Source organism: Pseudomonas iranensis (assembly GCF_014268585.2).
In the GTDB taxonomy this organism is placed as follows: domain Bacteria; phylum Pseudomonadota; class Gammaproteobacteria; order Pseudomonadales; family Pseudomonadaceae; genus Aquipseudomonas; species Aquipseudomonas iranensis.
This window is the reverse complement of record NZ_CP077092.1, coordinates 4,607,891-4,634,114: the sequence shown is the minus strand read 5'-3', so window position 1 is coordinate 4,634,114 and position 26,224 is coordinate 4,607,891. Positions and strand designations below refer to the sequence as shown.

Here is a 26,224-nt window from a genome sequence, read left to right as displayed (position 1 = left end):
GCATCCCTATAATGCTGCGCCTATGTTGAATGACCCGATTCCACCTCACGTTGACCCGCGCAAATTGGCTGACCGTGGCACCACCCTTCAAGGTGAACTGCTGCTGGCCGATTTGAAGAGACTCTGCGACCCGCTTTCCGACGATGTCGGTACGGTGCAGGCCAAATTCGTTTTTGAACGAGATGAACGTAAGTCTGTGGTCATCCACAGCTTTATCGACACCGAAGTCAAAATGGTTTGCCAGCGTTGTCTTGAGCTGGTCACCCTGCCGATCCACAGCGAATGCAGTTACGCGGTGGTGAAGGAGGGTGCGAATACCCAGTCGTTGCCGAAAGGTTATGACGTGCTGGAACTGGGCGAAGATCCATTGGATCTGCAGTCACTGATCGAGGAGGAGCTTTTGCTCGCCTTGCCCATTGTGCCTGCTCATCATCCGGAAGAATGCCAGCAGCCGGCGGGAGCAGATGAGCCCGAACCGAGCGAGGACGAGGTAACGCGGTCCAACCCGTTCAGTGTATTGGCGCAGTTAAAGCGTGACCCAAACGTTTAGGAGTTAATCAATTATGGCTGTTCAGCAGAACAAAAAATCCCGCTCTGCCCGTGACATGCGCCGTTCACACGACGCTCTCGAGGCTAGCACCCTGTCTGTAGAAAAAACCACTGGTGAAGTTCACCTGCGTCACCACGTATCGCCAGAAGGCGTATACCGTGGCCGTAAAGTGATCGACAAGGGCGCTGACGAGTAATCACTTGTCTGCTCAAGTCATCGCGATTGACGCAATGGGCGGGGACTTCGGTCCCCGCAGCATTGTTCAGGCCAGTCTCGCTTGCCTGTCTGCTACACCCTCGCTGCACCTGACCCTCGTCGGTCAACCCTCCCTTCTTGAAGAACTGATCCACGGCCAGTCGGCTGCCGATCGCGCGCGCCTGACGATTGTTGCGGCCAGCGAAGTCATCACCATGGACGAGAAGCCTGCCCAGGCCCTGCGTGGCAAGCCGGATTCGTCGATGCGTGTGGCCCTCGAACTGCTGCGCGATGGCAAGGTGCAGGCCTGTGTCAGTGCCGGCAATACCGGTGCGTTGATGGCCTTGTCGCGATTCGTGCTGAAGACATTGCCCGGCATTGATCGGCCGGCCATGGTCGCGGCGATTCCGACGCAGACCGGTTATTGCCAGTTGCTCGATCTGGGCGCCAACGTCGATTGCAGTGCCGAGCATCTGTTGCAGTTCGCGGTGATGGGTTCGGTGGCCGCGCAGACCTTGGGTATCGCCCGTCCACGTGTGGCGCTTCTGAACATCGGCACCGAAGACATCAAGGGCAATCAGCAGGTCAAACTGGCCGCCACGTTGTTGCAGGCTGCGCGCGGGATCAACTACATCGGTTTTATCGAAGGCGACGGCTTGTATCGCGGTGAGGCCGACGTGGTTGTGTGTGACGGCTTCGTCGGCAACATCCTGCTCAAGTCCAGCGAAGGTCTTGCGACGATGATTGCCGCGCGCATCGAGGCGTTGTTCAAGAAAAACTTGGCTTCGCGCGCTGTCGGCGCTCTCGCGCTGCCGTTGATGAAGCGTCTGCAAGCTGATCTGGCCCCGGCGCGACATAATGGCGCAAGCTTTCTCGGCTTGCAGGGCATCGTTGTGAAAAGCCACGGATCGGCCGGGGTGCAGGGCTTTCAGAGTGCCATTCAACGGGCGTTGATCGAGATTCAGGAGAACCTGCCCGAGCGTCTCCACGGTCGTCTGGAGGAACTGTTGTCTTAGGCGTTTTCGTCGGACAATGCTTAAATGTGACCGCCCGGTTCAAAGGGCCATCCAAACTGTCAGTTTCTGGCGTCCCCAAAGGGGCGTTATTTTCCGACGACAAGATCATTAGGGGCTTGTTACATGTCTGCTTCCCTCGCATTCGTCTTTCCAGGACAGGGTTCGCAGTCCCTCGGCATGCTGGCCGAGCTGGGCGCGCAACATCCGCTGATCCTCGAAACCTTTCAAGAAGCCTCTGCTGCGCTGGGCTACGACCTGTGGGCACTGACCCAGCAGGGCCCGGAAGAGCTGCTCAATCAAACCGACAAAACCCAACCGGCCATTCTGACCGCTTCGATTGCCCTGTGGCGTCTGTGGCTGGCCGAAGGCGGCGCGCGTCCGGCGTTCGTCGCCGGCCACAGCCTGGGTGAATACAGTGCGCTGGTTGCCGCCGGCAGCCTGAGCCTGGCTGACGCGGTCAAGCTCGTCGAGCGCCGTGGTCAGTTGATGCAGGAAGCGGTGCCGGCCGGGCAGGGCGGCATGGCCGCGATCCTCGGCCTGGAAGATGCCGACGTGCTGGCTGCCTGCGCCGAAGCGGCGCAAGGCGAAGTCGTCAGCGCGGTGAATTTCAACTCGCCGGGCCAAGTGGTGATCGCCGGTGCCAAGGCCGCTGTCGAGCGCGCCATCGAAGGTTGCAAGGCCCGTGGTGCCAAACGCGCCATGCCGTTGCCGGTGAGCGTGCCGTCGCACTGCGAGTTGATGCGTCCGGCTGCCGAGCGTTTCGCCGAATCCATCGCCGCCATCGACTGGCAGGCGCCGCAGATCCCGGTGGTGCAGAACGTCAGCGCGCAAGTGCCGGCCGATCTGGAAACCCTCAAGCGCGATCTGCTCGAACAGCTCTACAAGCCAGTGCGCTGGGTTGAATCGGTGCAGACGTTGGCCGCCAAGGGCGCGACCAATCTGGTCGAATGCGGCCCGGGCAAAGTCCTCGCTGGCCTGAACAAACGTTGCGCCGAAGGCGTTTCGACTTCCAATCTCAATACCCCAGACGCCTTCGCTGCCGCTCGCGCAGCGCAGGCCTGAATCAGGAGAAACTTGCATGAGTCTGCAAGGTAAAGTTGCACTGGTTACCGGTGCAAGCCGCGGTATCGGCCAGGCCATCGCGCTGGAACTGGGTCGTCAGGGCGCCATCGTTGTCGGCACCGCGACCTCCGCGTCGGGCGCCGAGCGCATTGCCGCGACCCTGAAGGAAAACGGTATCCAGGGCGCCGGTTTCGAACTCAATGTCACCAGCGACGAATCGGTCAGCGCCGTGCTGGCGGGCATTCAGGAGCAGTTCGGTGCGCCGGTGGCGATTCTGGTCAATAATGCCGGTATCACCCGCGATAACCTGATGATGCGCATGAAAGACGACGAGTGGTACGACGTGATCGATACCAACCTGAACAGTCTGTATCGCCTGTCCAAGGGCGTTTTGCGTGGCATGACCAAGGCGCGCTGGGGTCGAATTATCAGTATTGGCTCGGTGGTGGGTGCCATGGGCAACGCTGGCCAAGTAAACTATGCAGCCGCCAAGGCCGGTCTGGAAGGTTTCAGCCGGGCGATGGCGCGTGAAGTCGGTTCGCGTTCGATTACGGTCAACTCGGTAACCCCTGGGTTCATCGACACCGATATGACCCGCGAGCTGCCTGAAGCACAGCGTGAAGCCTTGCAGACGCAGATTCCGCTGGGTCGTCTGGGGCAAGCTCAAGAGATCGCGTCCGTGGTCGCTTTTCTTGCATCCGACGGTGCGGCATACGTTACCGGGGCTACAATCCCGGTGAACGGTGGGATGTACATGTAAGTAAAATGTGACGGATTGCTTCAAAAAAATGTCATACGAGCTGTCTAAAATCCGTTATAAAGCTGCAATCTATTTATAGGCAGAGGTTCGCAGGGTTTGAGGAGTGAAGCTTTCAGTTGAAAAACTGAAAAGGCTTTCTATACACTTACCCACTGGCCAGCTGCCTGAATTTGTCCATTAGGAGTGAAAACAAGGTATGAGCACCATCGAAGAGCGCGTCAAGAAAATCGTTGCCGAGCAACTGGGTGTTAAAGAAGAAGAAGTGGTCAACACCGCTTCCTTCGTAGAAGACCTGGGTGCCGACTCCCTTGACACCGTTGAGCTGGTGATGGCTCTGGAAGAGGAATTCGAGACCGAAATCCCTGACGAAGAAGCTGAAAAGATCACTACTGTACAAGCTGCAATCGACTACGTTACCAGCCACCAGGCGTAACAGTTTGTAATCGTTGCTTGCTGTCATGGAAAAACCGCACTGCCATCATGGCGTGCGGTTTTTTCTTTAGGCCTGATGCAAAGTCGTCATTTGAAAAAGGAGAGTGCTGTGTCGCGTAGACGCGTCGTAGTCACCGGTATGGGTATGTTGTCGCCACTGGGCACGGATGTGCCGAGCAGTTGGCAGGGCATTCTGGCTGGCCGCAGTGGCATTGGTCTGATCGAACACACCGACCTTTCTGCCTATTCGACCCGCTTCGGTGGTTCGGTCAAAGGCTTCAATGTCGAGGAATACCTGTCGGTCAAGGAAGCGCGCAAGCTCGACCTGTTCATTCAGTACGGCCTCGCCGCAGGCTTTCAAGCCGTGCGCAACGCCGGTCTGGAAGTCACCGATGCCAACCGTGAACGCATTGGCGTGGCCATGGGTTCGGGGATTGGCGGTCTGACCAACATCGAAGAGACCAGTCGCACCCTGCACGAGACCGGTCCGCGACGGATCTCGCCGTTCTTTGTGCCTGGCTCGATCATCAATATGATTTCCGGTTTCCTGTCGATCCATCTGGGCGCACAGGGACCCAATTACGCCATCGCCACCGCGTGCACCACCGGTACGCACTGCATCGGCATGGCGGCGCGCAACATCATGTACGACGAAGCCGACGTGATGATTGCCGGCGGCGCGGAAATGGCCGCTTGCGGTCTGGGCATGGGTGGCTTCGGCGCGTCCCGTGCGCTGTCGACCCGCAACGACGAGCCGACCCGCGCCAGCCGTCCATGGGACAAGGGTCGTGACGGCTTCGTTCTGTCCGACGGTGCCGGCGCCCTGGTTCTTGAAGAACTGGAACACGCAAAGGCTCGTGGCGCGACGATCTACGCCGAGTTGATCGGTTTCGGCACCAGTGGCGATGCGTTCCACATGACCTCGCCACCCGCCGATGGCGCCGGTGCCGCGCGCTGCATCACCAATGCCCTGCGCGACGCGAAGATCAATGTCGATCAAGTGCAGTACATCAACGCCCACGGCACCTCGACCCCAGCCGGCGACCTTGCCGAAGCCAACGCGATCAAGTCGGTGTTCGGCGATCACGCCTACAAACTGGCCGTCAGCTCGACCAAGTCGATGACTGGCCACCTGTTGGGTGCGGCGGGCGCGGTCGAAGCGATTTTCAGCGTGCTGGCGATCAACAGCCAGGTGGCACCGCCGACCATCAACCTTGATGAACCGGACGAAGGCTGCGATCTCGATTTCGTTGCGCACACCGCGCGTAACATGGACATCGATGTCGTGCTGTCCAACTCCTTCGGTTTTGGCGGCACCAACGGCACGCTGGCGTTCCGTCGGTTCGCCGGCTGATGGACAGCTGGGTCGACGGTCAACCGGCTGACGCGCTGTCGCTGAAAGATCGCGGCCTGGCTTACGGCGATGGTCTGTTCGAGACCATTGCCGTGCGCAGTGGACAGCCGGTCCTGCTGGATCGACACTTGACGCGCCTGGCCGATGGCTGCGCGCGTCTGGCCATTGCGACCGACCTCGAGCTGGTTCGCCATGAGCTGCTCAGCTATGCCGCTGCGATGGGCGAGGGCGTGCTCAAGCTCATCCTCACGCGTGGCGACGGCTTGCGCGGTTATGCGCCCGATCCTGCGGCGCAGGGCCGACGCATTCTGCAAGGCAATCCGCCGGCGGCTTATCCCGCTGCCCATGCCGAGCACGGCATCCGCCTGTTTCCCTGCAACACCCGTTTATCTACGCAGCCGTTGTTGGCCGGGCTCAAACATCTGAATCGACTGGAACAGGTGCTCGCCCGCGCCGAATGGCAGGACAGCGAGCATGCCGAAGGCTTGATGCTTGATCAGGCCGGGCGCGTCGTTGAGGGCGTGTTCAGCAATATTTTCCTGGTGCGCGACGGTGGTCTGATCACGCCCGACTTGAAGCGCTGCGGTGTCGCAGGTGTCATGCGCGCGGAAATTTTGTTTCAGGCCGAGTCACTGGCCATCCCCACGCAAATCGCCGATATCAGCCTCGAACAGCTGCAATGGGCTGATGAAGTGTTTGTCTGCAACAGCGTTTATGGCGTCTGGCCGGTACGCGCCTGTGCTGCACTGAGCTGGCCGGTTGGCCCGCTCACCCGTAAACTGCAAACCATTGCCCGCGCGCTACTGGATGCTTGATTCGTGAGACGTAAACTTTTGCTGCTGCTGGAAACCGGACTGGTTCTGGCAGGGCTGCTGTTGGGCGCCAGCGCCTGGAAAATTCATTCGGCGCTGGAACAGCCCCTGAACATCCCGCAGGAACAACTGCTGGATGTGCTGAAAGGCTCTACACCGACCCGTACCTTCCTTGAACTCGAAACCGATGGCGTCATCAAGGACGCGTTCTGGCTGCGCGTCTACTGGCGCTTCAATCTTGCCGGCACGCCGATTCATAGCGGCGAGTACCGCATGCAGCCGGGCATGACCGTCAACGGTCTGATCGATTCTTGGAAGCGCGGCGACGTGGTTCAGTACAGCCTGACCCTGGTCGAAGGCTGGACTTTCCATCAAGTGCGCGCCGCCCTGGCCAAGGACGACAAGCTCGAGCAGACTCTCACCGCCCTGAGCGACAGCGACGTCATGGCGAAGATTGGCCACAAAGGCTTGTTCCCTGAAGGTCGGTTTTTCCCGGATACCTATCGCTTCGTGCGCGGCATGTCCGATGCCGAGCTGCTGAAGAAAGCCTTTGATCGCCTCGATGAAGTGCTCGCCAAAGAGTGGGCGCAGCGTTCTGCCGATGTGCCTTACAGCGAACCTTATCAAGCGCTGATCATGGCCTCGCTGGTCGAGAAAGAGACCGGCGTTCCGCAGGAGCGCGGGCAGATTGCCGGTGTGTTCGTACGACGCATGGCGCTGGGCATGCAGTTGCAGACCGATCCGACAGTGATCTATGGCCTCGGTGATCGCTACACCGGCAAGCTGACCCGCGCGCATCTGAAAGAACCGACACCCTATAACACTTACGTGATTCCCGGTTTGCCACCGACGCCGATTGCGATGGTCGGACGCGAAGCGATTCATGCTGCGCTCAACCCGGTGGAGGGCAGCAGCCTGTATTTCGTCGCCCGTGGCGATGGCAGCCATGTGTTCTCCGATGATCTGGATGCGCACAACAACGCGGTGCGCGAATACCAGCTCAAGCGCCGCGCCGATTACCGTTCCAGCCCGGCACCGGTGAGCGCGCCGGCCACCGATGAGGCCATTCCGGCGGCCTCGCCGAACACCGCGCCCGAGGTGCTGCCCGAAGTGCCATCGAAAGCGCCGCCGCAAGATCCGGCGCCAGCCCAAGAACCGGACGCCGCTGCACCACAGAACGCGCAATGACTTTGATGAAGGACTGCCTGTGACTGGCTTGTTTATTACCCTGGAAGGCCCGGAAGGCGCGGGCAAGAGCACCAATCGCGAATACCTCGCCGAGCGCCTGCGCGCCGCCGGTATCGAAGTGCTGCTCACCCGTGAGCCCGGCGGTACGCCGCTGGCCGAGCGGATTCGTGACGTGTTGCTGACCCCGGCCGACGAAGTGATGCATCCGGACGCCGAGCTGTTGCTGGTGTTCGCCGCGCGCGCCCAGCATCTGGCCGAGGTGATTCGCCCGGCGCTGGCCCGTGGCGCTGTGGTGCTGTGTGATCGCTTCACCGACTCGACATACGCCTATCAGGGCGGCGGTCGTGGTTTGTCGCTGGAACGCATCGCCACCCTGGAAACTTTCGTGCAGGGTGACTTGCGGCCCGATCTGACACTTATTTTCGATCTGCCCGTAGAGATCGGTCTGGCCCGCGCCAGTGCCCGTGGCCGACTGGATCGTTTCGAACTCGAAGGCCGGGCGTTTTTCGAAAACGTGCGCAATGCGTTCCTGAAGCGCGCCGAAGCCGACCCGTCGCGTTACGTGCGCATCGATGCCGGTCAGCCATTGGCCAAGGTCCAGCAATCGCTGGACACCTTGTTGCCGAATCTGCTGGAGCTGGCCCGTGGCTGAGGCCTATCCATGGCAGGACAGCCTCTGGCAGCAACTGGCCGGACGCAGTCAGCATGCCCACGCGTATCTGCTGCACGGTCCCGCCGGTATCGGCAAACGTGCTCTGGCCGAACGCTTGATGGCCAGCCTGCTGTGTCAGCGTCCTACGCCTGAGGCGTGCGGCGAGTGCAAATCCTGCTTGCTGCTCAGGGCCGGCAGTCATCCGGACAATTACATCCTGGAGCCGGAAGAGGCGGACAAGGCGATCAAGGTCGATCAGGTTCGTGATCTGGTCAGTTTCGTTGTGCAGACCGCGCAGCTCGGCGGGCGCAAGGTGGTGTTGATCGAGCCGGTCGAGTCGATGAACATCAACGCTGCCAACGCCTTGCTCAAAAGTCTTGAAGAACCGTCCGGCGATACGGTGCTGCTGTTGGTCAGTCACCAGCCGAGCCGTTTGTTGCCAACCATCAAGAGCCGTTGCGTGCAGCAGGCCTGCCCGCTGCCGGGCGAGGCGATGAGCCTGCAATGGCTGGCCCAGGCGCTGCCGGATTGCGCGGAAGACGAACGCGTCGAACTGCTGACGCTGGCCGCAGGTTCGCCGCTGATGGCGGTCAGCCTGCAATCGCAAGGTGTGCGTGAACAACGTGCACAAGTGGTCGAAGGCGTGAAGAAATTGCTCAAGGGCCAGCAATCGCCGACGCAACTGGCGGAAGAGTGGAAAAGCATTCCTATGCTGCGCCTGTTCGATTGGTTCTGCGACTGGTCGAGCCTGATCCTGCGCTATCAACTGACTCAGGACGAAACCGGCCTCGGCCTGGCCGACATGCGCAAGGTCGTGCAGTACCTGGCGCAGAAAAGCGCGCAGGGCAAAGTGCTGGATATTCAGGACTGGATTCTCGCCCAACGGCAGAAAGTGTTGAGCAAGGCCAACCTCAATCCGGCCCTGTTGCTGGAAGCATTGTTGGTGCAATGGGTGGGATTGCCTGGTCAAAGATAAGAATGTGTACCTAGACTCTGAAGATCAGCAGTGGAGGTGAACATGATTGAGCCTGTCAGCCCGGGGCCGCGTAACGGCATCTTGTCCCTGACCATCAAGGACAAGTCGGTGCTTTACGCCGCCTACATGCCTTTCATCAAGAATGGTGGCCTGTTCATCCCGACCAACAAAAGCTACCGGTTGGGCGACGAGGTGTTCATGCTGTTGCACCTGATGGATGAAGCGGAAAAAATTCCCGTCGCCGGCAAAGTCGCCTGGATCACCCCCAAAGGCGCACAAGGCAATCGCGCCGCCGGTGTCGGCGTGCAATTCAACGACGGCGACGACACCGCGCGCAGTCGCATCGAAACTCATCTGGCCGGAGCGCTGAAATCCGACCGTCCCACTCATACGATGTAAGTTGCAGTCCTTTTTATGCTCGTAGATTCCCATTGTCACCTTGATCGTCTCGACCTCGCCGCCCATGACGGCTCGCTGGATGCCGCACTCGCTGCGGCCCGCGAGCGTGGGGTCGGACATTTTCTGTGCATCGGCGTCAGTGCCGACAACGCCGCTGACGTCAAAGCCCTTGCCGAGCGGTATGCCGATGTTGATTGTTCGGTCGGCGTGCATCCGCTGGATGTTCAGCCGGGCGCGGCACCGGCGCTGGATTGGCTTCTGCACGAACTTGATCACCCGAAAGTGGTGGCGATCGGCGAAACCGGTCTCGACTATCACTACGAGCCGGAAGCTGCCGAGTTGCAGCAGGAGTCGTTTCGCCTGCACCTGCAAGCGGCGCAGCAGACCGGCAAACCGGTGATCATCCACACCCGTGGCGCCCGTGCCGACACCCTGGAACTGCTGCGCGAAGCGGCGTTGCCTCAGGCCGGTGTGTTGCATTGCTTCACCGAAGACTGGGACATGGCCAAAGCGGCGCTGGACATGGGCTATTACATTTCCCTGTCGGGCATCGTCACGTTCCGCAATGCCGATGCCTTGCGTGACGTGGCGAGCAAAGTGCCGGCCGATCGCTTGCTGGTGGAAACCGATTCGCCGTATCTGGCGCCGATTCCGTATCGCGGCAAGCCGAACCTGCCGCAGTACGTGCGCGAAGTGGCGGAGTTTCTGGCGATGCTGCGTGGTGAGAACTACGAGCGCTTTGCCGAGCAGACCACAGAGAACTTCAAGCGTCTGTTCCCGCTGGCGAGTGTTAAATCTGCCCTGTGACGGCTGGCCAAATCGCAGGCAAAAAAAACCCGGGTTCTGGGGGGTGAATCCGGGTTAAGACCATTAGGAGTAAAACAAAGGCACGCGGTCCGTTGGTACCTTTACCGGCACGACACTTGGGGGAGATGTCGCCCGACAGTTCAAGTATTGATCAGTCTGGCGTGCAGTCCAGTGAGCCGGTCGGGGTTTTTAAACAAATTTGGAATACGTTTGCTTCAGTTGAGTTCTCATTGCACTCGAATCGTTCTCGAAATGAACAAGAAACACAGATTTGGTCGATGAACCGTGCTTTTTTGCGCAAGTTAGGCATAATACGCGGCTTCGAATTTTGACCCATCAGACCTTTTTCTTATGCATAAAGAACCTCGTAAGGTCCGTGAATTTCGTCGCCGCGAGCAGGAAATTCTCGATACCGCGCTCAAGCTGTTCCTCGACCAGGGTGAAGACAGTGTCACCGTCGAGATGATTGCTGATGCCGTGGGTATCGGCAAAGGCACGATCTACAAGCACTTCAAATCCAAGGCGGAGATCTACTTGCGCCTGATGCTCGACTACGAGCGCGATCTGAACGAGCTGCTGCATTCGGCGGATGTCGACAAGGACAAGGAAGCGCTGTCGCGCGCCTACTTCGAATTCCGCATGCGCGACCCGCAGCGCTATCGCCTGTTCGACCGTCTCGAAGAGAAAGTGGTCAAGGGTAATCAGGTGCCGGAGATGGTCGAGGAGCTGCACAAGATCCGTGCCTCGAACTTCGAACGCCTGACCCTGCTGATCAAGGGTCGCATCAGCGAAGGCAAGCTCGAAGACGTGCCGCCGTACTTCCACTACTGCGCATCCTGGGCGTTGGTGCACGGCGCGGTGGCGCTGTATCACTCGCCGTTCTGGAGCAACGTGCTGGAAGATCAGGAAGGCTTCTTCCAGTTCCTGATGGACATCGGCGTGCGCATGGGCAACAAGCGCAAGCGCGACCCGGAAACGCCGAGCACCTAAGTCATTCAGCGGGCTGATTGCGCCGTGTTTTCACAACATGGCGCAATAGCGCAGGAATATACTCAGGCATAGGGCTTGCTAAAACCTGATTTCTCAGTCAAGTTTTGCTCGCTCGATTTTCTTTCGCCGGAGTGTTTCATGATCGTTGACCGTCAAGGCAGGCGTTTTCGCAATCTGCGCATCAGCCTGACCTCTGCCTGCAATTACGCCTGTACCTACTGCGTGCCCAACGGCAAGCGGTTGGTGGCTGCGCAGGATGAGTTGTCGGCCGAGGCCATGGCCCGCGGCGTCGAATACCTGATCGAAGCGGCCGGCATCGAGCGCCTGCGCATCACCGGCGGCGAGCCACTGGTCAGCCCCAAACTCGAATCGTTCATGACTGCCGTCGGCCAGATGGGCCTCGACGACATCAGCCTGACCACCAACGGTCAACTCCTCGCGAAAAAACTGCCGCTGCTGGTCGATGCCGGTCTGCGCCGGATCAACGTTTCCCTCGATACTCTCGATGCTGCGGCTTTTCGCAGCATCGCCCGTGGCGGCGACCTGCCCAGCGTGCTCGATGGCATGGATCAGGCTGCCGCCGCCGGGATGAAGATCAAGGTCAACATGGTGCCGTTGCGCGGGCAAAACCTCGATCAGGTCATGCCGCTGCTCGACTACTGTCTGGAGCGCGGTTTCGAACTGCGCTTCATCGAGCTGATGCGCATGGGCCACCTGGCCAAGGATTCCAATGCCTTCCTGCAGCAGTTCGTCAGCCTTGAGCAGTTGCTCGGCCTGATCGGCGAACGTTATGAATACGCCCAGACCGACGCACCGGTGGACGCCACGGCTGTGCGCTATGCGATTCCCGGTCGCGGCAATTTCGGGGTGATCGCCAACGAAAGCGTGCCGTTCTGCCGCACTTGTTCGCGCTTGCGCCTGTCATCGACCGGTTGGCTGCATGGCTGTTTGTCGTCGAGCAACCGCCACTATGTCGGCGATCTGCTCGACAAGCCGCGCCACCAGGCGTTGCCGGCGCTGCAACGTTTGCTGGTCAAAGCGTTGGGTGACAAGCAGGAGGTGGCGTTCTCTGGCGGCGCTACTGTCATGAAGATTATTGGTGGCTGAGTAATCGCTTTCGCGAGCAGGTCGAATGCCTCTATCACTGAATTTGTCGAGCTGGCGCAAAAGCTGCATCCAACGGCCATTCGCCGGTTTTCCGACACCGGCTTCTGGAGGAATAGGATGCGTAGCCTGGTTTTGCTGCTGGCCGTTTTGGCGCTTGGTGGCTGCATGAATGTCAGCGATATGGCCGAAGGCACTCGTTATCACATGAGCGATGCGGGGCTTCTGGACCACAGCGACAGCCGCCGGGTGAACAATATCCGCATTCAGCCGGACTCGTTCATCTTCATCGCCCAGGGCGCGTTCGCACCGCCGGGTGGTTCCTATCCACGGCCGAACGTGGTCGCCGAAGAAGCCTTCAAGGGCTTTGTCGAATATTTCCCGATGGTCCGCCGCGCCCGTGCGCCGGAAGGCCTCGATCAAGCCATGGGCGAAGCCCGTGATGCCGGCGCGCATTATCTGCTGTACACACGTTTCGCCAAGGCTGACGACCGCATCGGCAACTCTGACGAGTGGCTGGACCAGGAAGCCGTGGATCGCCTCGGTATCGACGGCGGCGTGATTCAGATCATGTTGATCGAGACCAGCACCCAGTATTTGATTGATACTGCACGGATCAAGAGTCGTGGCGGTTTACTGACGTTACATGACTCCAAACCCGAAGACCTCATCGGTCCGCCACTGGCGCAATACGCACGCAGCCTGCTGGGGATCGGCGACCAGTAATCAAGGAGTACGCCATGAGTGACCCGCAAACAGCCAATGACCTGCTGGGGCAGATCCCCAAGACCAAAGGCCTGCCACCGGTGCATTTGTGGAACCCGGATTTCTGCGGTGACATCGACATGCGCATTGCCCGCGACGGCACCTGGTACTACCTGGGTACGCCGATCGGGCGCAAGCCGATGGTCAAACTGTTCTCCACCATCATCCGCCGCGACGGCGATGATTACTTCCTCATCACCCCGGTCGAGAAGGTCGGGATCAAGGTCGATGATGCGCCGTTCGTAGCGGTTGCCGTGGAAGTGCAAGGCGAGGGCGAGGCGCAGGTTTTGCGCTTTACCAGCAACGTCGAGGAAACCATCGAGGCGGGGGCAGAGCATCCGCTCCGTGTCGAGATCGATCCTCAGACCCAAGAGCCTGCGCCCTATGTGCATGTGCGCAGCAACCTTGAAGCGCTGATTCACCGCAATGTGTTTTACCAGTTGGTGGAACTGGCGGTGAGCCGCGAGATCGATGGTCAGCGCTGGTTGGGCGTGTGGAGTGGCGGCGAGTTCTTTCGCATCGGCCTGGAACCCTGACACAACATCAAAATGTGGGAGCGAGCCTGCTCGCGAACGCGGTGTATCAGTCGCCAGCAATCTTGACTGACACGACGCTTTCGCGAGCAGGCTCGCTCCCACGATGGTCTGTGCAAGCTGAAAAATCCGATTGACTGTTATTCATATGATGATTAGCGTAGGCACCCATCGCGATTCGCCTTGAGGTGTACATGTCCAGCAGCTTTCATGCGTCGACCGTTGACTGGCTGGGCAGTTGGATTGCTGCCGGTCAGGTCAAGCCGGGGCAGACCATCAAGGTCGAGGCGGATCTGGGCGAACAGCTTGGTGTCAGCCGCACGGTGATTCGCGAAGCCATCAAAACCCTCGTCGCCAAAGGCATGCTCGAAGTCGGGCCGAAAGTCGGCACGCGGGTGTTGCCGGTCCGGCGCTGGAATCTGTTCGATCCGCAAGTGGTCGGTTGGCTATCGCGCAACGGCTTGCCGGAAAACTTCGTCGATGACCTGCTGGATTTGCGCCGCACCATTGAGCCGATGGCGGTGCGTTGGGCCTGTGAGCGCGCAACGCCGGAGCAGATCGAAGCGGTGCAACTGGCTTTCAATGCACTGGAACGTGCAGTCGACAGTGGCATCGATTACAACCGTGCCGACCAGGCCTTCCACGAATGCATCCTGGCCGCCAGCCATAATCAGTTCATCGAACAAATGGTCCCGGCCCTCGGCGCGTTGCTGGCGGTGTCGTTCGAAGTCTCCGCCGCCGATCCCGATGAACTGCGCCGCACCTTGCCGATCCATAAAGACATGGCCGACGCCATCGCCGCGCGCGATTCGACCCGTGGCGTGTGGGCGTGCATGACCTTGATCGACAACGCCGACCTGGCGATAAAACGCTTTTACCCGAAAGTCATGGCCAGTAGAAAAGCTAGCTGAAAATGTCGAGACATCCTGTGGGAGCGAGCTTGCTCGCGAATGCGTGAGGTCAGATAAATCATCATTGACTGACACTCCGCCTTCGCGAGCAAGCTCGCTTCCACAGTAAAACAACAACTCAGAAGGACTTGATATGCCGTTCACCGCCCTGACCCAACACCGCGCGAAACTCGGCGAAGGCCCGTTCTGGGATGCGCCGACCCAAGCGCTTTACTGGGTCGATATCGCCGGTAAGCAAGCGTTGCGCCTGATCGGTCAGAACGTGCAGATCTGGCAGATGCCCGAGCACATCTCCGCCTTCATTCCTTGCGCCAGCGGCGATGCGCTGGTCACGCTGAACAGCGGTGTATATCGGCTGGATCTCGATTCGCCCGGCCTCGAGCCACGCTTGACGTTGTTCTGCGTTGCCGACCCGCAACCGGGCAACCGCCCCAACGAAGCCCGTTGCGATGCCCTGGGTCGGTTGTGGTTGGGCACCATGCAAAACAACATCGGCGAGCACGGCGAGGATCTGCCGCTGGTGCGCCGTTCCGGAGGCCTGTTCCGTATCGATCCCGATCAGCGCGTGACACCGCTGCTGCTCGGTCTGGGCATTCCCAATACCTTGTTGTGGAGCGACGACGGCACCATGCTGCTGTTTGGTGAAAGTCTCGACAGCACGCTCAATCGATATTTCATCCGCACCGACGGCAGTCTCGATGCGCCGCAGGTGTTTTACTCGTCCGATCAACACGGTGGTCCCGATGGCTCGGCGATGGACGCCGAAGGCTACGTGTGGAATGCACGTTGGGACGGCAGTTGCCTTCTGCGCCTGACGCCGGACGGGCAGGTGGACCGCAAGATCGATCTGCCGGTCAGTCGCCCGACCAGTTGCGTTTTCGGTGGCGAAGACCTGAAAACCCTGTTCATCACTAGCGCGAAGAGTCCACTGAATCATCCATTGGATGGCGCGGTGCTGAGCATGCGCGTCGACGTTGCAGGAAAACTCTGTACGCGTTTTGCTGGCTAGATCCCAAAATATGGGATGCAAAATTATATATTGAGATTATTTGGCGGTCGGGTTTATAGTCGGCTCCAGCAGTGACACGCACTCACACTTAAAAAGAACAAAACAGGTGAAGTGATGCAGCGAATTCTTCTCGCCCGCGCAAGCGGGATCCGCCTTTTGTCACGGCTTAATGCCGTCGGCGACGCTTGCCTGTTTGTTTTCCCCAGCCGTCAGAACCGGACATCGACCGATGCCCGGTTTTTTTGCGCCTGCGTGCAGGAGGCCTGAGCCATGGCTGAAGCGCTGACATTGCCACCAGTGCCGGCGCCGCCGAAAGGCGAGCGCCTGAAAAACAAGGTCGTGCTGTTGACCGGGGCCGCTCAGGGCATCGGCGAAGCGATTGTCGCCGCCTTCGCCTCGCAGCAAGCCAGATTACTCATCAGCGACATCCAGGCCGACAAGGTCGAGCAGGTCGCCGCTCACTGGCGCGATCAGGGCCATGACGTGCAGGCGCTCAAGGTCGACGTATCGAATCAGCAGGATCTGCATGCCCTGGCCCGACGCGCCGTGGAATTGCATGGCCGCATCGATGTGTTGGTCAACTGCGCCGGGGTCAATGTGTTCCGCGATCCTATGCAGATGACCGAAGAGGACTGGCGCCGCTGCTTTGCCATCGATCTGGACGGCGCCTGGTATGGTTGCAAAGCCGTGCTGCCGCAGATGATCGAGCAGGGCGTGGGCAGCATCATCAACATCGCCTCGACGCATTCCAGCCACATCATTCCCGGCTGCTTTCCGTACCCGGTAGCCAAGCACGGCTTGCTCGGCCTGACCCGTGCACTCGGCATCGAATACGCGGCCAAAGGCATTCGCGTCAACGCCATCGCGCCGGGCTACATCGAAACGCAGCTGAACGTCGATTACTGGAACGGCTTTGCCGATCCGCATGCCGAGCGGCAGCGCGCCTTCGACCTGCATCCGCCCAAGCGCATCGGCCAGCCGATCGAAGTGGCAATGACGGCGGTATTTCTGGCCAGCGATGAGGCACCGTTTATCAATGCTTCGTGCATCACCATCGATGGTGGTCGCTCGGTGATGTACCACGACTGAATAAAACGGATCTCCAGCGCTGAACTACGCTTGAAATCCAATCATCATACGATATGACTATTTTCAACCAGCTTCACTGAGAACACGCTTCAACGCTTTTCAAACCTTGCTCAAAAAAAATAACAAGGAGTCATCTGATGAAACGTCGTTTCGGGATTCGTACCCTGTGCAGCACTGCCCTGGCGGTCACTGCGTTCAGCCTGAGCAGTGCGCTGCTCGCCGCCGACGCGGTGAAGATCGGTTTTCTGGTCAAGCAGGCCGAAGAACCGTGGTTCCAGACCGAATGGGCTTTTGCCGAAAAAGCCGCCAAGGACAAAGGCTTTGAACTGATCAAGATTGCCGTACCGGATGGCGAGAAGACCCTCTCGGCCATCGACAGCCTGGCCGCCAACGGCGCCAAGGGCTTCGTGATCTGCCCGCCGGATGTGTCCCTCGGCCCGGCCATCATGGCCAAAGCCAAGATCAACGACCTGAAAGTAATTGCCGTCGACGACCGTTTTGTCGACGCCAACGGCAAATTCATGGAAGACGTGCCGTACCTGGGCATGGCCGCGTTTGAAGTCGGCCAGAAGCAGGGCGCCGCCATGGCTGCCGAAGCGAAAAAGCGTAACTGGGACTGGAAAGACACCTACGCGGTGGTCAATACCTACAACGAACTCGACACCGGCAAGAAGCGCACCGACGGTTCGGTCGATGCCCTGAAGAAGGCCGGCATGCCGGAGGACCACATCCTCTTCGCCGCGCTGAAAACCCTCGACGTACCGGGCAGCATGGACGCCACCAACTCGGCGCTGGTGAAACTGCCGAGCGCGGCGAAGAACCTGATCATCGGCGGCATGAACGACAACACCGTGCTCGGCGGCGTGCGCGCCACCGAAGCGGCCGGGTTTGCCGCGAGCAACGTGATCGGCATCGGCATCAACGGCACCGACGCCATCGGCGAGTTGAAAAAGCCTAACAGCGGCTTCTTCGGTTCGATGCTGCCAAGTCCGCACATCGAAGGCTACAAGACTGCCGAGATGATGTACGAGTGGATCACCGCCGGCAAAGAGCCGCCGAAGTACACCGCCATGGATGACGTCACCCTGATCACCCGCGAAAACTTCAAGCAAGAGCTGGAAAAAATCGGCTTGTGGAACTGAGGCAGCGACGGCCCGGGCAGCCGGGCCGTTTTTCGGTGTGAAGAGGTGGCTTTATGCACGCGCAAGTACAGACACAAGAACAACATGGCGCCAGCGGCAGCCTGCGCTTCAACGGGATCGGCAAGACCTTTCCCGGCGTGAAAGCGCTCGACGGCATCAGCTTCGTCGCCCACCCCGGCCAGGTTCATGCCTTGATGGGCGAGAACGGCGCGGGCAAATCGACCCTGCTGAAAATCCTCGGTGGCGCCTACATTCCGAGCAGCGGCGAGCTGCAGATCGGCGAGCAGGCGATGGCGTTCAAGTCCACCGCTGACAGCATCGGCAGCGGCGTCGCGGTGATTCACCAGGAACTGCATCTGGTCCCGGAAATGACCGTGGCCGAGAATCTGTTTCTCGGGCATCTGCCGGCCAGTTTCGGCCTGATCAATCGCAGTGAGCTGCGCCAGAAAGCCTTGAATTGCCTGAAAGGCCTGGCCGACGAAATCGATCCGCAAACCAAGGTCGGGCGCTTGTCGCTGGGTCAGCGGCAGTTGGTGGAAATTGCCAAAGCGCTGTCGCGCGGCGCCCACGTTATCGCTTTCGACGAACCGACCAGCAGCCTTTCGGCGCGCGAGATCGATCGCTTGATGGCGATCATCGGTCGTCTGCGCGACGAAGGCAAAGTGGTGCTCTACGTGTCCCATCGCATGGAAGAAGTCTTCCGTATCTGCGACGCCGTCACTGTGTTCAAGGACGGCCGCTACGTGCGTACCTTCGAGGACATGAGCCAGTTGACCCACGATCAACTGGTGACCTGCATGGTCGGTCGCGACATTCAGGACATCTACGATTACCGCCATCGTCCGCGTGGCGCCGTGGCGTTGAAAGTCGATGGTTTGCTCGGCCCGGGCCTGCGCGAGCCGATCAGTTTCGAAGCGCACAAAGGCGAAATCCTTGGCCTGTTCGGACTGGTCGGGGCAGGGCGCACCGAGCTGCTTCGCCTGCTCAGCGGACTGGAGCGCAACACCGCCGGCCGTCTCGAATTGCGCGGTCATGAGCTGAAGCTGCGCTCGCCCCGTGACGCGATTGCCGCCGGCATTCTGCTCTGCCCGGAAGATCGCAAGAAAGAAGGCATCATCCCCCTGGCCAGTGTCGCCGAGAACATCAACATCAGTGCCCGTGGTGCGCATTCCGGGCTCGGCTGCCTGATTCGCGGCCTGTGGGAAAAGGGCAACGCCGACAAGCAGATCAAGGCCCTGAAAGTGAAAACCCCGCACGCCGGCCAGCAGATCAAGTTCCTTTCCGGCGGCAATCAGCAGAAGGCCATTCTCGGCCGCTGGCTGTCGATGCCGATGAAAGTCCTGCTGCTCGACGAACCGACCCGTGGCATCGATATCGGCGCCAAGGCCGAGATCTACCAGATCATTCATAACCTCGCCGCCGACGGTATTTCGGTGATCGTGGTGTCCAGCGATCTGATGGAAGTGATGGGCATTTCCGACCGCATCCTGGTGCTGTGCGAAGGCGCCCTGCGCGGCGAAGTCAGCCGCGACCAGGCCAATGAATCCAACCTGCTGCAACTGGCTTTGCCACGCCACCGCGCTGACGGCGTGGCGAACTGAGAGGTGACTATGATGACTACGCAAAATGAAACCCTGCCGACCGAGCGCAAACCGCTGGACCTGCGGCGCTTCCTCGATGACTGGGTCATGCTGCTGGCGGCGATCGGCATCTTCGTCGCCTGCACACTGCTGATCGACAACTTCCTCTCGCCGCTGAACATGCGTGGCCTGGGCCTGGCGATTTCCACCACCGGCATCGCCGCGTGCACCATGCTTTATTGCCTGGCATCCGGGCACTTCGACCTCTCGGTCGGCTCAGTGATCGCCTGTGCCGGCGTGGTCGCGGCGGTGGTGATGCGTGACACCAACAGCGTGTTTCTCGGCGTCAGCGCAGCACTGGTGATGGGCCTGATCGTTGGTCTGATCAACGGCATCGTGATTGCCAAGTTGCGCGTCAATGCGTTGATCACGACGCTGGCGACCATGCAGATTGTTCGCGGTCTGGCCTACATTTTTGCCAACGGCAAAGCGGTCGGTGTGTCGCAGGAATCGTTCTTCGTCTTCGGTAACGGCCAGCTGTTCGGTGTGCCGGTGCCGATTCTGATCACCATTGTCTGCTTCCTGTTTTTCGGCTGGCTGCTGAACTACACCACCTACGGGCGCAACACCATGGCCATCGGTGGCAACCAGGAAGCGGCGTTGCTGGCGGGCGTCAACGTCGACCGGACCAAGATCATCATCTTCGCCGTGCATGGTTTGATCGGTGCGCTGGCGGGTGTGATTCTGGCCTCGCGGATGACTTCCGGGCAGCCGATGATTGGTCAGGGTTTTGAACTGACGGTGATCTCGGCTTGCGTACTGGGCGGGGTTTCGCTGAGTGGCGGCATCGGCATGATTCGCCATGTGATTGCCGGGGTGCTGATTCTGGCGATCATCGAGAATGCGATGAACCTGAAGAACATCGACACGTTTTATCAGTATGTGATTCGGGGTTCGATTCTGTTGCTGGCCGTGGTCATTGATCGCTTGAAACAACGCTAACGTCAAAAGCTACCCCTCACCCCAGCCCTCTCCCAAAGGGAGAGGGGGCCGACCGAGGTGTCTTGCGTTCTACATCGACCTGAAATATCGGGTCGATTGTGGATTCTCTAACACAACATCAGTTCGGCGCATTTCCTGAGCACTCCCCAATCAGTTCCCTCTCCCTCCGGGAGAGGGCTAGGGTGAGGGGCTCTTGATTTTGCTCTCTCCACCGGTCACCTCCCTCAAATTTTTGTTGCCCGCCACGTCCCGTTTCGGTTATCAATTTGTACATGATTAGACAGGTACGATTCGACAAGAAACAACGGGTGGTCGACGAGCTCGTCCGACGCATCGAGAGCGGCCTCATGGAGGACGGTTTTCTGTTGCCCGGCGAACATCAGTTGGCTCAAGAATTCCAGGTCAGCCGTGGCACCTTGCGTGAGGCGCTGGCCGAACTGAAGCGGCGTAATTACATCGCCACGCAGAGCGGTGTCGGTTCCATCGTCACTTTCGACGGTGTCGCACTGGATCAGCGCAGCGGCTGGGCGCAGGCGTTGGCCGACAGCGGGGCGCTGATCAATACCGAAGTGTTACGCCTCGAAGCCGTTACCCGCCCGGATCTGCTGGTGCGTTTCGGCACCGATCAATTCATCACCCTCGACCGTCGCCGGCGCGCCACCGACGGTACGCTGGTGTCTCTGGAACGATCCTTGATGCCGGCCAACGGCGGCCTGGAAAGCCTGCCTCGCGTCGGTTTGATCGACAATTCCCTGACCATCACCCTGGCCGCCTACGGCTACATCGGCGAGCGCGGCGATCAGTGGATCGGCGCCGAGCCGTTGAATGCTGAAGATGCCGAGCTGCTTGGTCGCCCGGTCGGCACGGTGTTTCTCAAAGCCCTGCGCACCACCTACGACCGGCAGAACCGTTTCATGGAACAGGTCGAGAGCCTGCTCGACCCGGTGCACTTTCGTCTGCACCTGCAATTCGGAGAATCGAAATGACCGCGCTCAATCGTGCGCTTGGCGCTTTCTATGGTCTGGCCCTGGGTGACGCGCTGGGCATGCCGACGCAATCGCTCGATCGCGAAACGATCAAGGCGCGCTTCGGCCAGATCACTGATCTGCAAGACGCAGGTCCCTTGCAACCGATCGCCGCGAACATGCCCAAAGGCTCGATTACCGATGACACCGAGCAGGCGATTCTGGTCGGCGAGTTATTGGTCGAAGGCCACGGCCGCATCGAGCCGGCGGTCCTCGCCCAGCGCTTGATCGAGTGGGAAGCCGAGATGCAGGCCAAAGGCTCGCAGGACTTGCTCGGCCCGTCGACCAAGCGCGCCATTGAAATGATCCTCACCGGGCATTCCCCGGAAGAAGCCGGGCGCTACGGCACCACCAATGGCGCGGCGATGCGCATCACCCCGGTGGGCATTGCCGCAAACGTGGCCGATCCGCAGCGCTTCATTGCGGCGGTCGTGCAGGCTTGCCAAGTGACGCATAACACCACGCTGGGAATTTCCAGTGCGGCGGCGGTGGCGGCGGTGGTCTCCGCTGGCATCAATGACGTCGATCTCGGCGAGGCGCTGAACCTCGGCCAGCAGATCGCGCAGCAAGCCGAAGCGCACGGGCATTGGATTGCTGGCGGGCGCATCGCCTCGCGCATCAGTTGGGCGCGCAGTATCAGTGTCGACAGCGACAAAGCACTGCTCGCCGATCTGCTCTACGACGTAATCGGCACATCGGTGGCGTCGCAGGAGTCGGTGGTGGTTTCATTCGCCCTGGCCCAGCAAGTGGCCATCGGCGAGATGACGGCATTCGAAGCGCTGTGTATGGCTGCCAGCCTGGGCGGCGACACGGATACCATCGCGGCGATTCTTGGCGCCATGCTCGGGGCTTGCCTGGGGCTTGAGTGCTGGCCGCAGCCGATGATCGAGACGGTGAAAGCTGTTAATCATCTCGAGCTTGAGCCATTGGTGCAGGGGCTGTTGGCCTTGCGTTGACTGGCTGGCCTCTTCGCGAGCAGGCTCGCTCCCACAATTGGAATGCATTCCCTTGTGGGAGCGAGCCTGCTCGCGAAAGGGGCGGCGCATTTCTAATGAATTCACACAGCAATGGATCGCACAGACAGGCCTCGGAAGGCCGGTTGTCTTGTCGTTTTGCATCATTGCCACAACCACAAAAAAGGCAAACAGGAGCATCTTCATGAGTTCATCAACCGCCGGGCAAAGCGTCGGGCAATTGGAAACCCGGGGCATCGAGCCGGTACCGGAAGCCGAGTGCAACGGTCATCCGCTGCAGCTGTTCTGGGTCTGGTTTGCGGCGAATATTTCCATCCTTGGCCTGCCGCTGGGCGCCACGCTGGTGGCGTTTCGCGGGCTGGCGATCTGGCAGGCGATCATCGTCGCCATCCTCGGTGCCGCCGGTTCGTTTGCCGTGGTCGGGATCATCTCGATTGCCGGGCGACGTGGCCGCGCGCCGAGTCTGACACTGTCGCGGGCGATCTTCGGCGTGCGCGGCAACATCGGCCCGACGCTGGTTTCGCTGATGTCGCGTCTGGGTTGGGAAACCGTCAACACCACCACCGCCGCGTTCGTGCTGCTGTCGCTGTGTTCGATCCTGTTCGGCTCGCCGGTCGAGGCGAAAAGTGCGCCGATACTGACGCTGATCTTTATCGCCATCTTCGTCCTGCTGACCTTGTCGGTGTCCGGCCTCGGCCACGCGACTCTGCTGGTGATCCAGAAGTGGGCGACCTATGTGTTCGGTGCGCTGAACATTCTCGTCGGTGGCTTCCTCTGCGCGACGATTGACTGGAGTGCGGTGTTCAACGCCACGCCAGCACCGCTGAGCGCAATGATCATCGGCATCGGCACCATGGCCGCCGGCACTGGCATCGGTTGGGCCAACGCTGGTGCCGACATGTCGCGCTACCAGCACCGCAGCGTCAAAGCCGTGCGGCTGGTGGCGTCGGCGGCGTTCGGCGCGGGCATTCCGCTGGTGCTGCTGATCGCTCTCGGCGGCTTGTTGTCGGTGGGCAACAATGATCTGGCGTCGGCGACTGACCCGATCGTGGCGATCCGCGACATGCTGCCGACGTGGATGGCCGTGCCGTACCTGATCACCGCGTTCGGCGGTCTGCTGCTGTCGAACAACCTGTCGGTGTACTCCGCCGGCCTGACCACGCTGACCCTCGGCCTGAAGGTCAAACGCGTCTACGCGGTAGTGGTGGATATCGTCGCGATCTTCGCCGGCTCGATCTACTTCATGCTGATCGCCGACAGTTTCTACGGCCCGTTCATCACCTTCATTTCCCTGCTGGCAGTGCCGATCACTGCCTGGGTCGGGATCTTCGTGGTCGACCTGATTCACCGTCACTACTACAGCCCCAAAGACCTGCTCGACGTCAGCCCGAGCAGCGCCTATTGGTATCGCGGCGGCATCGAGTGGCGCGCGTTTGGCGCCTGGGCGATCGCCATCGTCCTTGGTTTCAGTTTCACCACCATCGGCACCACGGCGGAGAACGTCTGGTTCAAGGGCTTTTTGTCTGACTCCTGGCTGGGCCACAACGGCCTCGGCTGGATCGTGACCTTCGTCGTCGCCGGCGGCATTTACCTGATACTTGGCGGTGCGAAAGATCGCCGCGCCGCGCAACCCGAGAATGCTCATGCCTAAGATGTTGCACACCGGCCAGGTCATCATCGACCTGGTCATGGCCGTGGATAAACTGCCGCAGATTGGCGGCGACGTGCTGGCGCAGTCGGCAGGGTTCGAAGCCGGCGGCGGTTTCAACGTGATGGCTGCTGCGGTGCGTAACGGTCTGCCGGTGGTTTACCTCGGTCGCCATGGCACGGGGCGTTTTGGTGACCTGGCGCGCCAAGCGATGCAGGCGGAAGGTATCTGCATCGGCATCCGCGAACCGGCCGAGCGCGATACCGGTCTGTGCGTGGCGCTGACCGATGCCTCGGCTGAACGCAGCTTCATTTCCTACATCGGCGCTGAAGGCGAGGTGACCGAGGAGGACCTGAACAGCGTGGCTGCCGAGCCCGGCGATTATGTTTATCTCAGTGGTTACAGCCTGCTGCACGAGGGCAAGGCGCAGGCGTTGCTCGACTGGACGCTGGCGCTGCCGGCGGCGGTCAATGTGGTGTTCGACCCGGGGCCGTTGGTGGAGTCGCCCGATGCGCCGATGATGCAGACGTTGCTGCCGCGCATTGATGTGTGGACCAGCAACAGTGTCGAAGCGCTGCGGTTTACCGGAGCCGATGAGATTGTTATCGCAATGGATCGCCTCGCGGAACTGCTGCCGGAAAATGTACTGATGGTTGTGCGTGACGGGCCGCAGGGGTGCTGGATTCAGCAGCGTGGCGAGCGTCGACAGGTGCCGGGGTTTGCTGTCAAAGCAGTGGACAGCAATGGCGCCGGTGATGCGCATGCCGGGGTGTTTGTTGCTGGATTGGCGCAGGGGTTGGAGGCACCGGAAGCGGCGCGGCGGGCCAATGCGGCGGCGGCGCTGGCGGTGACTCGCTGGGGACCGGCGACATCGCCGGGGGCCAGTGAGGTGGATGCTTTTATCTGTCAGTCCTGCCGCGACTGACATGAGGCCTTCGCGAGCATGCTCGCTCCCACATTAGATCTACGTTGTACACAAATCTTGTGTAGGAGCTGCCGAAGGCTGCGATCTTTTGATCTTGAAAAGCACAAGATCGCAGCCTTCGGCAGCTCCTACAGTGGGCGTCGTTCTAGCCAGCCTTGCGCAACGCCTCAATCAACTCCTGCTTGCGCATCGAAGACCGCCCCGGAATATTCTTCGCTCGGGCTTCCTTCATCAAGCTATCGACAGTCTGCGTATCCTTCGAAGTTTCGCTGTTACGCGAATGACCCTTGCGGCTGGCCACCGCGCGGCGCGATGACTCTTTGCGATCTTCCGATTTGGCACTGGCGGGCTTCTTGCGCCCCGAGCCGCCGGACTTCTCACCACCACCGGACTGTTTGTTGACCGTCGCCCAAGCTCGCGCCTCAGCCTCATCTTTCGACACGCCCTTTTTCTCGTAGCTGTCTTCGATGTGCTCGGCTTTGCGCTTCTGTTCGCTGGTGTATTTGTCTTTGCTTCCACGAGGCATGGGATTTCTCCTCAAGTTGCGGATCCGGCCGCTCGCCGCTTCGACGGCGAGCGGCTTGGCACTACTGCAGATCCAGTTTGCGCGCCGCTTCGACGCCGGCAGAACTGAGCTTGATCGGCAGGTTCAGCGAGTGTTCGCCCGCTTCGCTCAAGGTCACGTGACCATGATGAATCAGCCCGCGATCCTGCAGGGCGGCGAGGGCGCTGGCCACGACTTTCTCGCCCCGGTAATTGTCCAGCACCTCCTTGCCCAAGCCGTTGGGATGCGCGTGCAGCAGGCGGGTGAGGACTTCTTTTTCCAGGTCTTTGTCGACGTTCATGGTTACCTCTTCATGGGAGTGAATAGGGCGCTCGCGTCGGCGAACTACTGACCGGCACCTTCGGAACCGGAGCCACCTGTGGTGGTTTTCGAGCCGACACCGGGGCCGGCATTGTCAGGCGCAGTGGCAGGAGAGTCGGGCGTGTTCATGCCACCCTGGCGGCCCGGATCGCTGCCTTGAGTGCGCGGATCGGTGCCAGTGGCGGGTGGCTGATTGATCAGCGGCACGCCGGAACCATCGGTGTTCATACCGGGGGCACTGTTAATGGCGGGCGCGCGTGGCGGGGTCGGATCGGTAGGGCCAGTGCCCGCTGCCGTGGACGAGGCGGCGAACACCGCAGGGCAGAGCAGGGCGCTGAAGACTAAAGCGGTCAACCTTGACGGGATCATAGGGCTTCTCCAGTGATTGGAATCCTTACACTTTGTTGGTCAGCCCTGGTGACGGATTGGTGCCTGATGATCGACGAACGGTCTTCGCCG

The 26,224-nt window shown here is 60.3% G+C and carries 30 protein-coding genes; 27 read left to right on the top strand and 3 right to left on the bottom strand.

Going from position 1 to position 26,224, the window contains the following annotated elements; all coding sequences use genetic code 11:
• Positions 1–22 precede the first annotated feature (22 nt).
• The 27 genes from HU724_RS20810 (at position 23) to HU724_RS20680 (ending at position 24,900) form a co-directional block, all read left to right on the top strand.
• A complete protein-coding gene (locus HU724_RS20810) occupies positions 23–550 on the top strand; it encodes a YceD family protein (protein ID WP_003204262.1) in 528 nt (175 codons plus the stop codon).
• Between the two features lie 13 nt (positions 551–563).
• Complete coding sequence (gene rpmF, locus HU724_RS20805; RefSeq protein ID WP_003179396.1) at positions 564–746, top strand: 50S ribosomal protein L32; 183 nt, start codon at positions 564–566, stop codon at positions 744–746.
• 4 nt (positions 747–750) lie between these two features.
• On the top strand, positions 751–1,761 hold the full coding sequence (gene plsX, locus HU724_RS20800) for a phosphate acyltransferase PlsX (RefSeq protein ID WP_083387041.1): 1,011 nt from the start codon (positions 751–753) through the stop codon (positions 1,759–1,761).
• A gap of 123 nt (positions 1,762–1,884) precedes the next feature.
• Positions 1,885–2,823: an ACP S-malonyltransferase gene (gene fabD, locus HU724_RS20795; protein WP_024013921.1), complete on the top strand. Its 939-nt coding sequence runs from the start codon at positions 1,885–1,887 to the stop codon at positions 2,821–2,823.
• A 16-nt stretch (positions 2,824–2,839) separates the two neighbouring features.
• The gene (gene fabG, locus HU724_RS20790; RefSeq protein ID WP_016770989.1) at positions 2,840–3,583 is read left to right on the top strand and encodes a 3-oxoacyl-ACP reductase FabG; all 744 of its coding nucleotides are present in this window, start codon (positions 2,840–2,842) and stop codon (positions 3,581–3,583) included.
• Positions 3,584–3,779: 196 nt separating this feature from the next.
• Positions 3,780–4,016, top strand: coding sequence for an acyl carrier protein (gene acpP, locus HU724_RS20785; protein ID WP_003175607.1), 237 nt, complete (start codon positions 3,780–3,782; stop codon positions 4,014–4,016).
• 108 nt (positions 4,017–4,124) lie between these two features.
• Positions 4,125–5,369, top strand: coding sequence for a beta-ketoacyl-ACP synthase II (fabF, locus tag HU724_RS20780; RefSeq protein WP_038860467.1), 1,245 nt, complete (start codon positions 4,125–4,127; stop codon positions 5,367–5,369).
• Entirely contained in the window at positions 5,369–6,184 is an 816-nt protein-coding gene (gene pabC / locus HU724_RS20775; RefSeq protein ID WP_125917279.1) for an aminodeoxychorismate lyase, read from the top strand. Before fabF ends, pabC begins: the two co-directional genes overlap by 1 nt.
• 3 nt (positions 6,185–6,187) lie before the next feature.
• Entirely contained in the window at positions 6,188–7,369 is a 1,182-nt protein-coding gene (gene mltG / locus HU724_RS20770; RefSeq protein WP_186567753.1) for an endolytic transglycosylase MltG, read from the top strand.
• A 19-nt stretch (positions 7,370–7,388) separates the two neighbouring features.
• Positions 7,389–8,021, top strand: coding sequence for a dTMP kinase (gene tmk, locus HU724_RS20765; protein WP_016770985.1), 633 nt, complete (start codon positions 7,389–7,391; stop codon positions 8,019–8,021).
• Positions 8,014–8,997, top strand: a complete 984-nt coding sequence (locus HU724_RS20760) for a DNA polymerase III subunit delta' (RefSeq protein WP_186567754.1) — start codon at positions 8,014–8,016, stop codon at positions 8,995–8,997. Before tmk ends, HU724_RS20760 begins: the two co-directional genes overlap by 8 nt.
• A 42-nt stretch (positions 8,998–9,039) precedes the next feature.
• Positions 9,040–9,396: a PilZ domain-containing protein gene (locus tag HU724_RS20755; RefSeq protein ID WP_016770983.1), complete on the top strand. Its 357-nt coding sequence runs from the start codon at positions 9,040–9,042 to the stop codon at positions 9,394–9,396.
• A 15-nt stretch (positions 9,397–9,411) separates the two neighbouring features.
• A complete protein-coding gene (locus HU724_RS20750) occupies positions 9,412–10,203 on the top strand; it encodes a TatD family hydrolase (RefSeq protein WP_123443596.1) in 792 nt (263 codons plus the stop codon).
• Positions 10,204–10,554: 351 nt separating this feature from the next.
• Complete coding sequence (locus HU724_RS20745) at positions 10,555–11,193, top strand: TetR/AcrR family transcriptional regulator (protein ID WP_016770981.1); 639 nt, start codon at positions 10,555–10,557, stop codon at positions 11,191–11,193.
• 138 nt (positions 11,194–11,331) lie between these two features.
• Positions 11,332–12,300: a GTP 3',8-cyclase MoaA gene (locus HU724_RS20740; protein ID WP_186567755.1), complete on the top strand. Its 969-nt coding sequence runs from the start codon at positions 11,332–11,334 to the stop codon at positions 12,298–12,300.
• A 117-nt stretch (positions 12,301–12,417) separates the two neighbouring features.
• Positions 12,418–13,023, top strand: coding sequence for a DUF4823 domain-containing protein (locus HU724_RS20735; RefSeq protein ID WP_186567756.1), 606 nt, complete (start codon positions 12,418–12,420; stop codon positions 13,021–13,023).
• 14 nt (positions 13,024–13,037) lie between these two features.
• Entirely contained in the window at positions 13,038–13,598 is a 561-nt protein-coding gene (locus tag HU724_RS20730) for a DUF1285 domain-containing protein (RefSeq protein ID WP_186567757.1), read from the top strand.
• A 191-nt stretch (positions 13,599–13,789) separates the two neighbouring features.
• A complete protein-coding gene (locus HU724_RS20725; protein ID WP_016770977.1) occupies positions 13,790–14,506 on the top strand; it encodes a FadR/GntR family transcriptional regulator in 717 nt (238 codons plus the stop codon).
• 133 nt (positions 14,507–14,639) lie between these two features.
• Positions 14,640–15,515, top strand: coding sequence for an SMP-30/gluconolactonase/LRE family protein (locus HU724_RS20720; protein WP_186567758.1), 876 nt, complete (start codon positions 14,640–14,642; stop codon positions 15,513–15,515).
• Positions 15,516–15,785: 270 nt separating this feature from the next.
• Positions 15,786–16,604: an SDR family oxidoreductase gene (locus HU724_RS20715; protein WP_186567759.1), complete on the top strand. Its 819-nt coding sequence runs from the start codon at positions 15,786–15,788 to the stop codon at positions 16,602–16,604.
• A 137-nt stretch (positions 16,605–16,741) separates the two neighbouring features.
• Positions 16,742–17,746 carry a substrate-binding domain-containing protein gene (locus HU724_RS20710; RefSeq protein WP_016770973.1) on the top strand — a complete coding sequence of 335 codons (1,005 nt, stop codon included), beginning with the start codon at positions 16,742–16,744 and terminating at the stop codon, positions 17,744–17,746.
• A gap of 53 nt (positions 17,747–17,799) precedes the next feature.
• Positions 17,800–19,347 (top strand): L-arabinose ABC transporter ATP-binding protein AraG, encoded by a 1,548-nt coding sequence (gene araG / locus HU724_RS20705; RefSeq protein ID WP_186567760.1) that lies wholly within the window; start codon positions 17,800–17,802, stop codon positions 19,345–19,347.
• Between the two features lie 12 nt (positions 19,348–19,359).
• Complete coding sequence (gene araH, locus HU724_RS20700) at positions 19,360–20,328, top strand: L-arabinose ABC transporter permease AraH (RefSeq protein WP_038861078.1); 969 nt, start codon at positions 19,360–19,362, stop codon at positions 20,326–20,328.
• Positions 20,329–20,600: 272 nt separating this feature from the next.
• Complete coding sequence (locus HU724_RS20695; protein WP_016770970.1) at positions 20,601–21,314, top strand: GntR family transcriptional regulator; 714 nt, start codon at positions 20,601–20,603, stop codon at positions 21,312–21,314.
• A complete protein-coding gene (locus HU724_RS20690) occupies positions 21,311–22,309 on the top strand; it encodes an ADP-ribosylglycohydrolase family protein (RefSeq protein WP_186567761.1) in 999 nt (332 codons plus the stop codon). The genes HU724_RS20695 and HU724_RS20690 overlap by 4 nt, the downstream gene beginning before the upstream one ends.
• Before the next feature lie 202 nt (positions 22,310–22,511).
• Positions 22,512–23,978 (top strand): purine-cytosine permease family protein, encoded by a 1,467-nt coding sequence (locus HU724_RS20685; RefSeq protein ID WP_186567762.1) that lies wholly within the window; start codon positions 22,512–22,514, stop codon positions 23,976–23,978.
• A complete protein-coding gene (locus HU724_RS20680; RefSeq protein ID WP_186567763.1) occupies positions 23,971–24,900 on the top strand; it encodes a PfkB family carbohydrate kinase in 930 nt (309 codons plus the stop codon). Before HU724_RS20685 ends, HU724_RS20680 begins: the two co-directional genes overlap by 8 nt.
• A 145-nt stretch (positions 24,901–25,045) precedes the next feature.
• Here the strand turns inward: HU724_RS20680 and HU724_RS20675 are convergent, their stop codons facing one another.
• The 3 genes from HU724_RS20675 to HU724_RS20665 all read right to left on the bottom strand — a co-directional run bounded on the left by HU724_RS20675 (position 25,046) and on the right by HU724_RS20665 (position 26,134).
• Complete coding sequence (locus HU724_RS20675) at positions 25,046–25,426, bottom strand: Rho termination factor N-terminal domain-containing protein (RefSeq protein ID WP_024013908.1); 381 nt, start codon at positions 25,424–25,426, stop codon at positions 25,046–25,048.
• 61 nt (positions 25,427–25,487) lie between these two features.
• Positions 25,488–25,745 carry a hypothetical protein gene (locus HU724_RS20670; RefSeq protein WP_024013907.1) on the bottom strand — a complete coding sequence of 86 codons (258 nt, stop codon included), beginning with the start codon at positions 25,743–25,745 and terminating at the stop codon, positions 25,488–25,490.
• 44 nt (positions 25,746–25,789) lie between these two features.
• Positions 25,790–26,134 carry a hypothetical protein gene (locus HU724_RS20665; RefSeq protein WP_071173201.1) on the bottom strand — a complete coding sequence of 115 codons (345 nt, stop codon included), beginning with the start codon at positions 26,132–26,134 and terminating at the stop codon, positions 25,790–25,792.
• Positions 26,135–26,224: the final 90 nt, after the last annotated feature.

Bases quoted from the DNA above. Each gene is read 5' to 3' on its own strand.
- HU724_RS20810 (WP_003204262.1), top strand. From the start codon at position 23: ATGTTGAATGACCCGATTCCACCTCACGTTGACCCGCGCAAATTGGCT.
- rpmF (WP_003179396.1), top strand. From the start codon at position 564: ATGGCTGTTCAGCAGAACAAAAAATCCCGCTCTGCCCGTGACATGCGC.
- fabD (WP_024013921.1), top strand. From the start codon at position 1,885: ATGTCTGCTTCCCTCGCATTCGTCTTTCCAGGACAGGGTTCGCAGTCC.
- fabG (WP_016770989.1), top strand. From the start codon at position 2,840: ATGAGTCTGCAAGGTAAAGTTGCACTGGTTACCGGTGCAAGCCGCGGT.
- acpP (WP_003175607.1), top strand. From the start codon at position 3,780: ATGAGCACCATCGAAGAGCGCGTCAAGAAAATCGTTGCCGAGCAACTG.
- pabC (WP_125917279.1), top strand. From the start codon at position 5,369: ATGGACAGCTGGGTCGACGGTCAACCGGCTGACGCGCTGTCGCTGAAA.
- HU724_RS20755 (WP_016770983.1), top strand. From the start codon at position 9,040: ATGATTGAGCCTGTCAGCCCGGGGCCGCGTAACGGCATCTTGTCCCTG.
- HU724_RS20750 (WP_123443596.1), top strand. From the start codon at position 9,412: ATGCTCGTAGATTCCCATTGTCACCTTGATCGTCTCGACCTCGCCGCC.
- HU724_RS20745 (WP_016770981.1), top strand. From the start codon at position 10,555: ATGCATAAAGAACCTCGTAAGGTCCGTGAATTTCGTCGCCGCGAGCAG.
- HU724_RS20740 (WP_186567755.1), top strand. From the start codon at position 11,332: ATGATCGTTGACCGTCAAGGCAGGCGTTTTCGCAATCTGCGCATCAGC.
- HU724_RS20735 (WP_186567756.1), top strand. From the start codon at position 12,418: ATGCGTAGCCTGGTTTTGCTGCTGGCCGTTTTGGCGCTTGGTGGCTGC.
- HU724_RS20730 (WP_186567757.1), top strand. From the start codon at position 13,038: ATGAGTGACCCGCAAACAGCCAATGACCTGCTGGGGCAGATCCCCAAG.
- HU724_RS20725 (WP_016770977.1), top strand. From the start codon at position 13,790: ATGTCCAGCAGCTTTCATGCGTCGACCGTTGACTGGCTGGGCAGTTGG.
- HU724_RS20720 (WP_186567758.1), top strand. From the start codon at position 14,640: ATGCCGTTCACCGCCCTGACCCAACACCGCGCGAAACTCGGCGAAGGC.
- HU724_RS20715 (WP_186567759.1), top strand. From the start codon at position 15,786: ATGGCTGAAGCGCTGACATTGCCACCAGTGCCGGCGCCGCCGAAAGGC.
- HU724_RS20710 (WP_016770973.1), top strand. From the start codon at position 16,742: ATGAAACGTCGTTTCGGGATTCGTACCCTGTGCAGCACTGCCCTGGCG.
- araG (WP_186567760.1), top strand. From the start codon at position 17,800: ATGCACGCGCAAGTACAGACACAAGAACAACATGGCGCCAGCGGCAGC.
- araH (WP_038861078.1), top strand. From the start codon at position 19,360: ATGACTACGCAAAATGAAACCCTGCCGACCGAGCGCAAACCGCTGGAC.
- HU724_RS20695 (WP_016770970.1), top strand. From the start codon at position 20,601: ATGATTAGACAGGTACGATTCGACAAGAAACAACGGGTGGTCGACGAG.
- HU724_RS20690 (WP_186567761.1), top strand. From the start codon at position 21,311: ATGACCGCGCTCAATCGTGCGCTTGGCGCTTTCTATGGTCTGGCCCTG.
- HU724_RS20685 (WP_186567762.1), top strand. From the start codon at position 22,512: ATGAGTTCATCAACCGCCGGGCAAAGCGTCGGGCAATTGGAAACCCGG.
- HU724_RS20680 (WP_186567763.1), top strand. From the start codon at position 23,971: ATGCCTAAGATGTTGCACACCGGCCAGGTCATCATCGACCTGGTCATG.
- HU724_RS20675 (WP_024013908.1), bottom strand. From the start codon at position 25,426: ATGCCTCGTGGAAGCAAAGACAAATACACCAGCGAACAGAAGCGCAAA.
- HU724_RS20670 (WP_024013907.1), bottom strand. From the start codon at position 25,745: ATGAACGTCGACAAAGACCTGGAAAAAGAAGTCCTCACCCGCCTGCTG.
- HU724_RS20665 (WP_071173201.1), bottom strand. From the start codon at position 26,134: ATGATCCCGTCAAGGTTGACCGCTTTAGTCTTCAGCGCCCTGCTCTGC.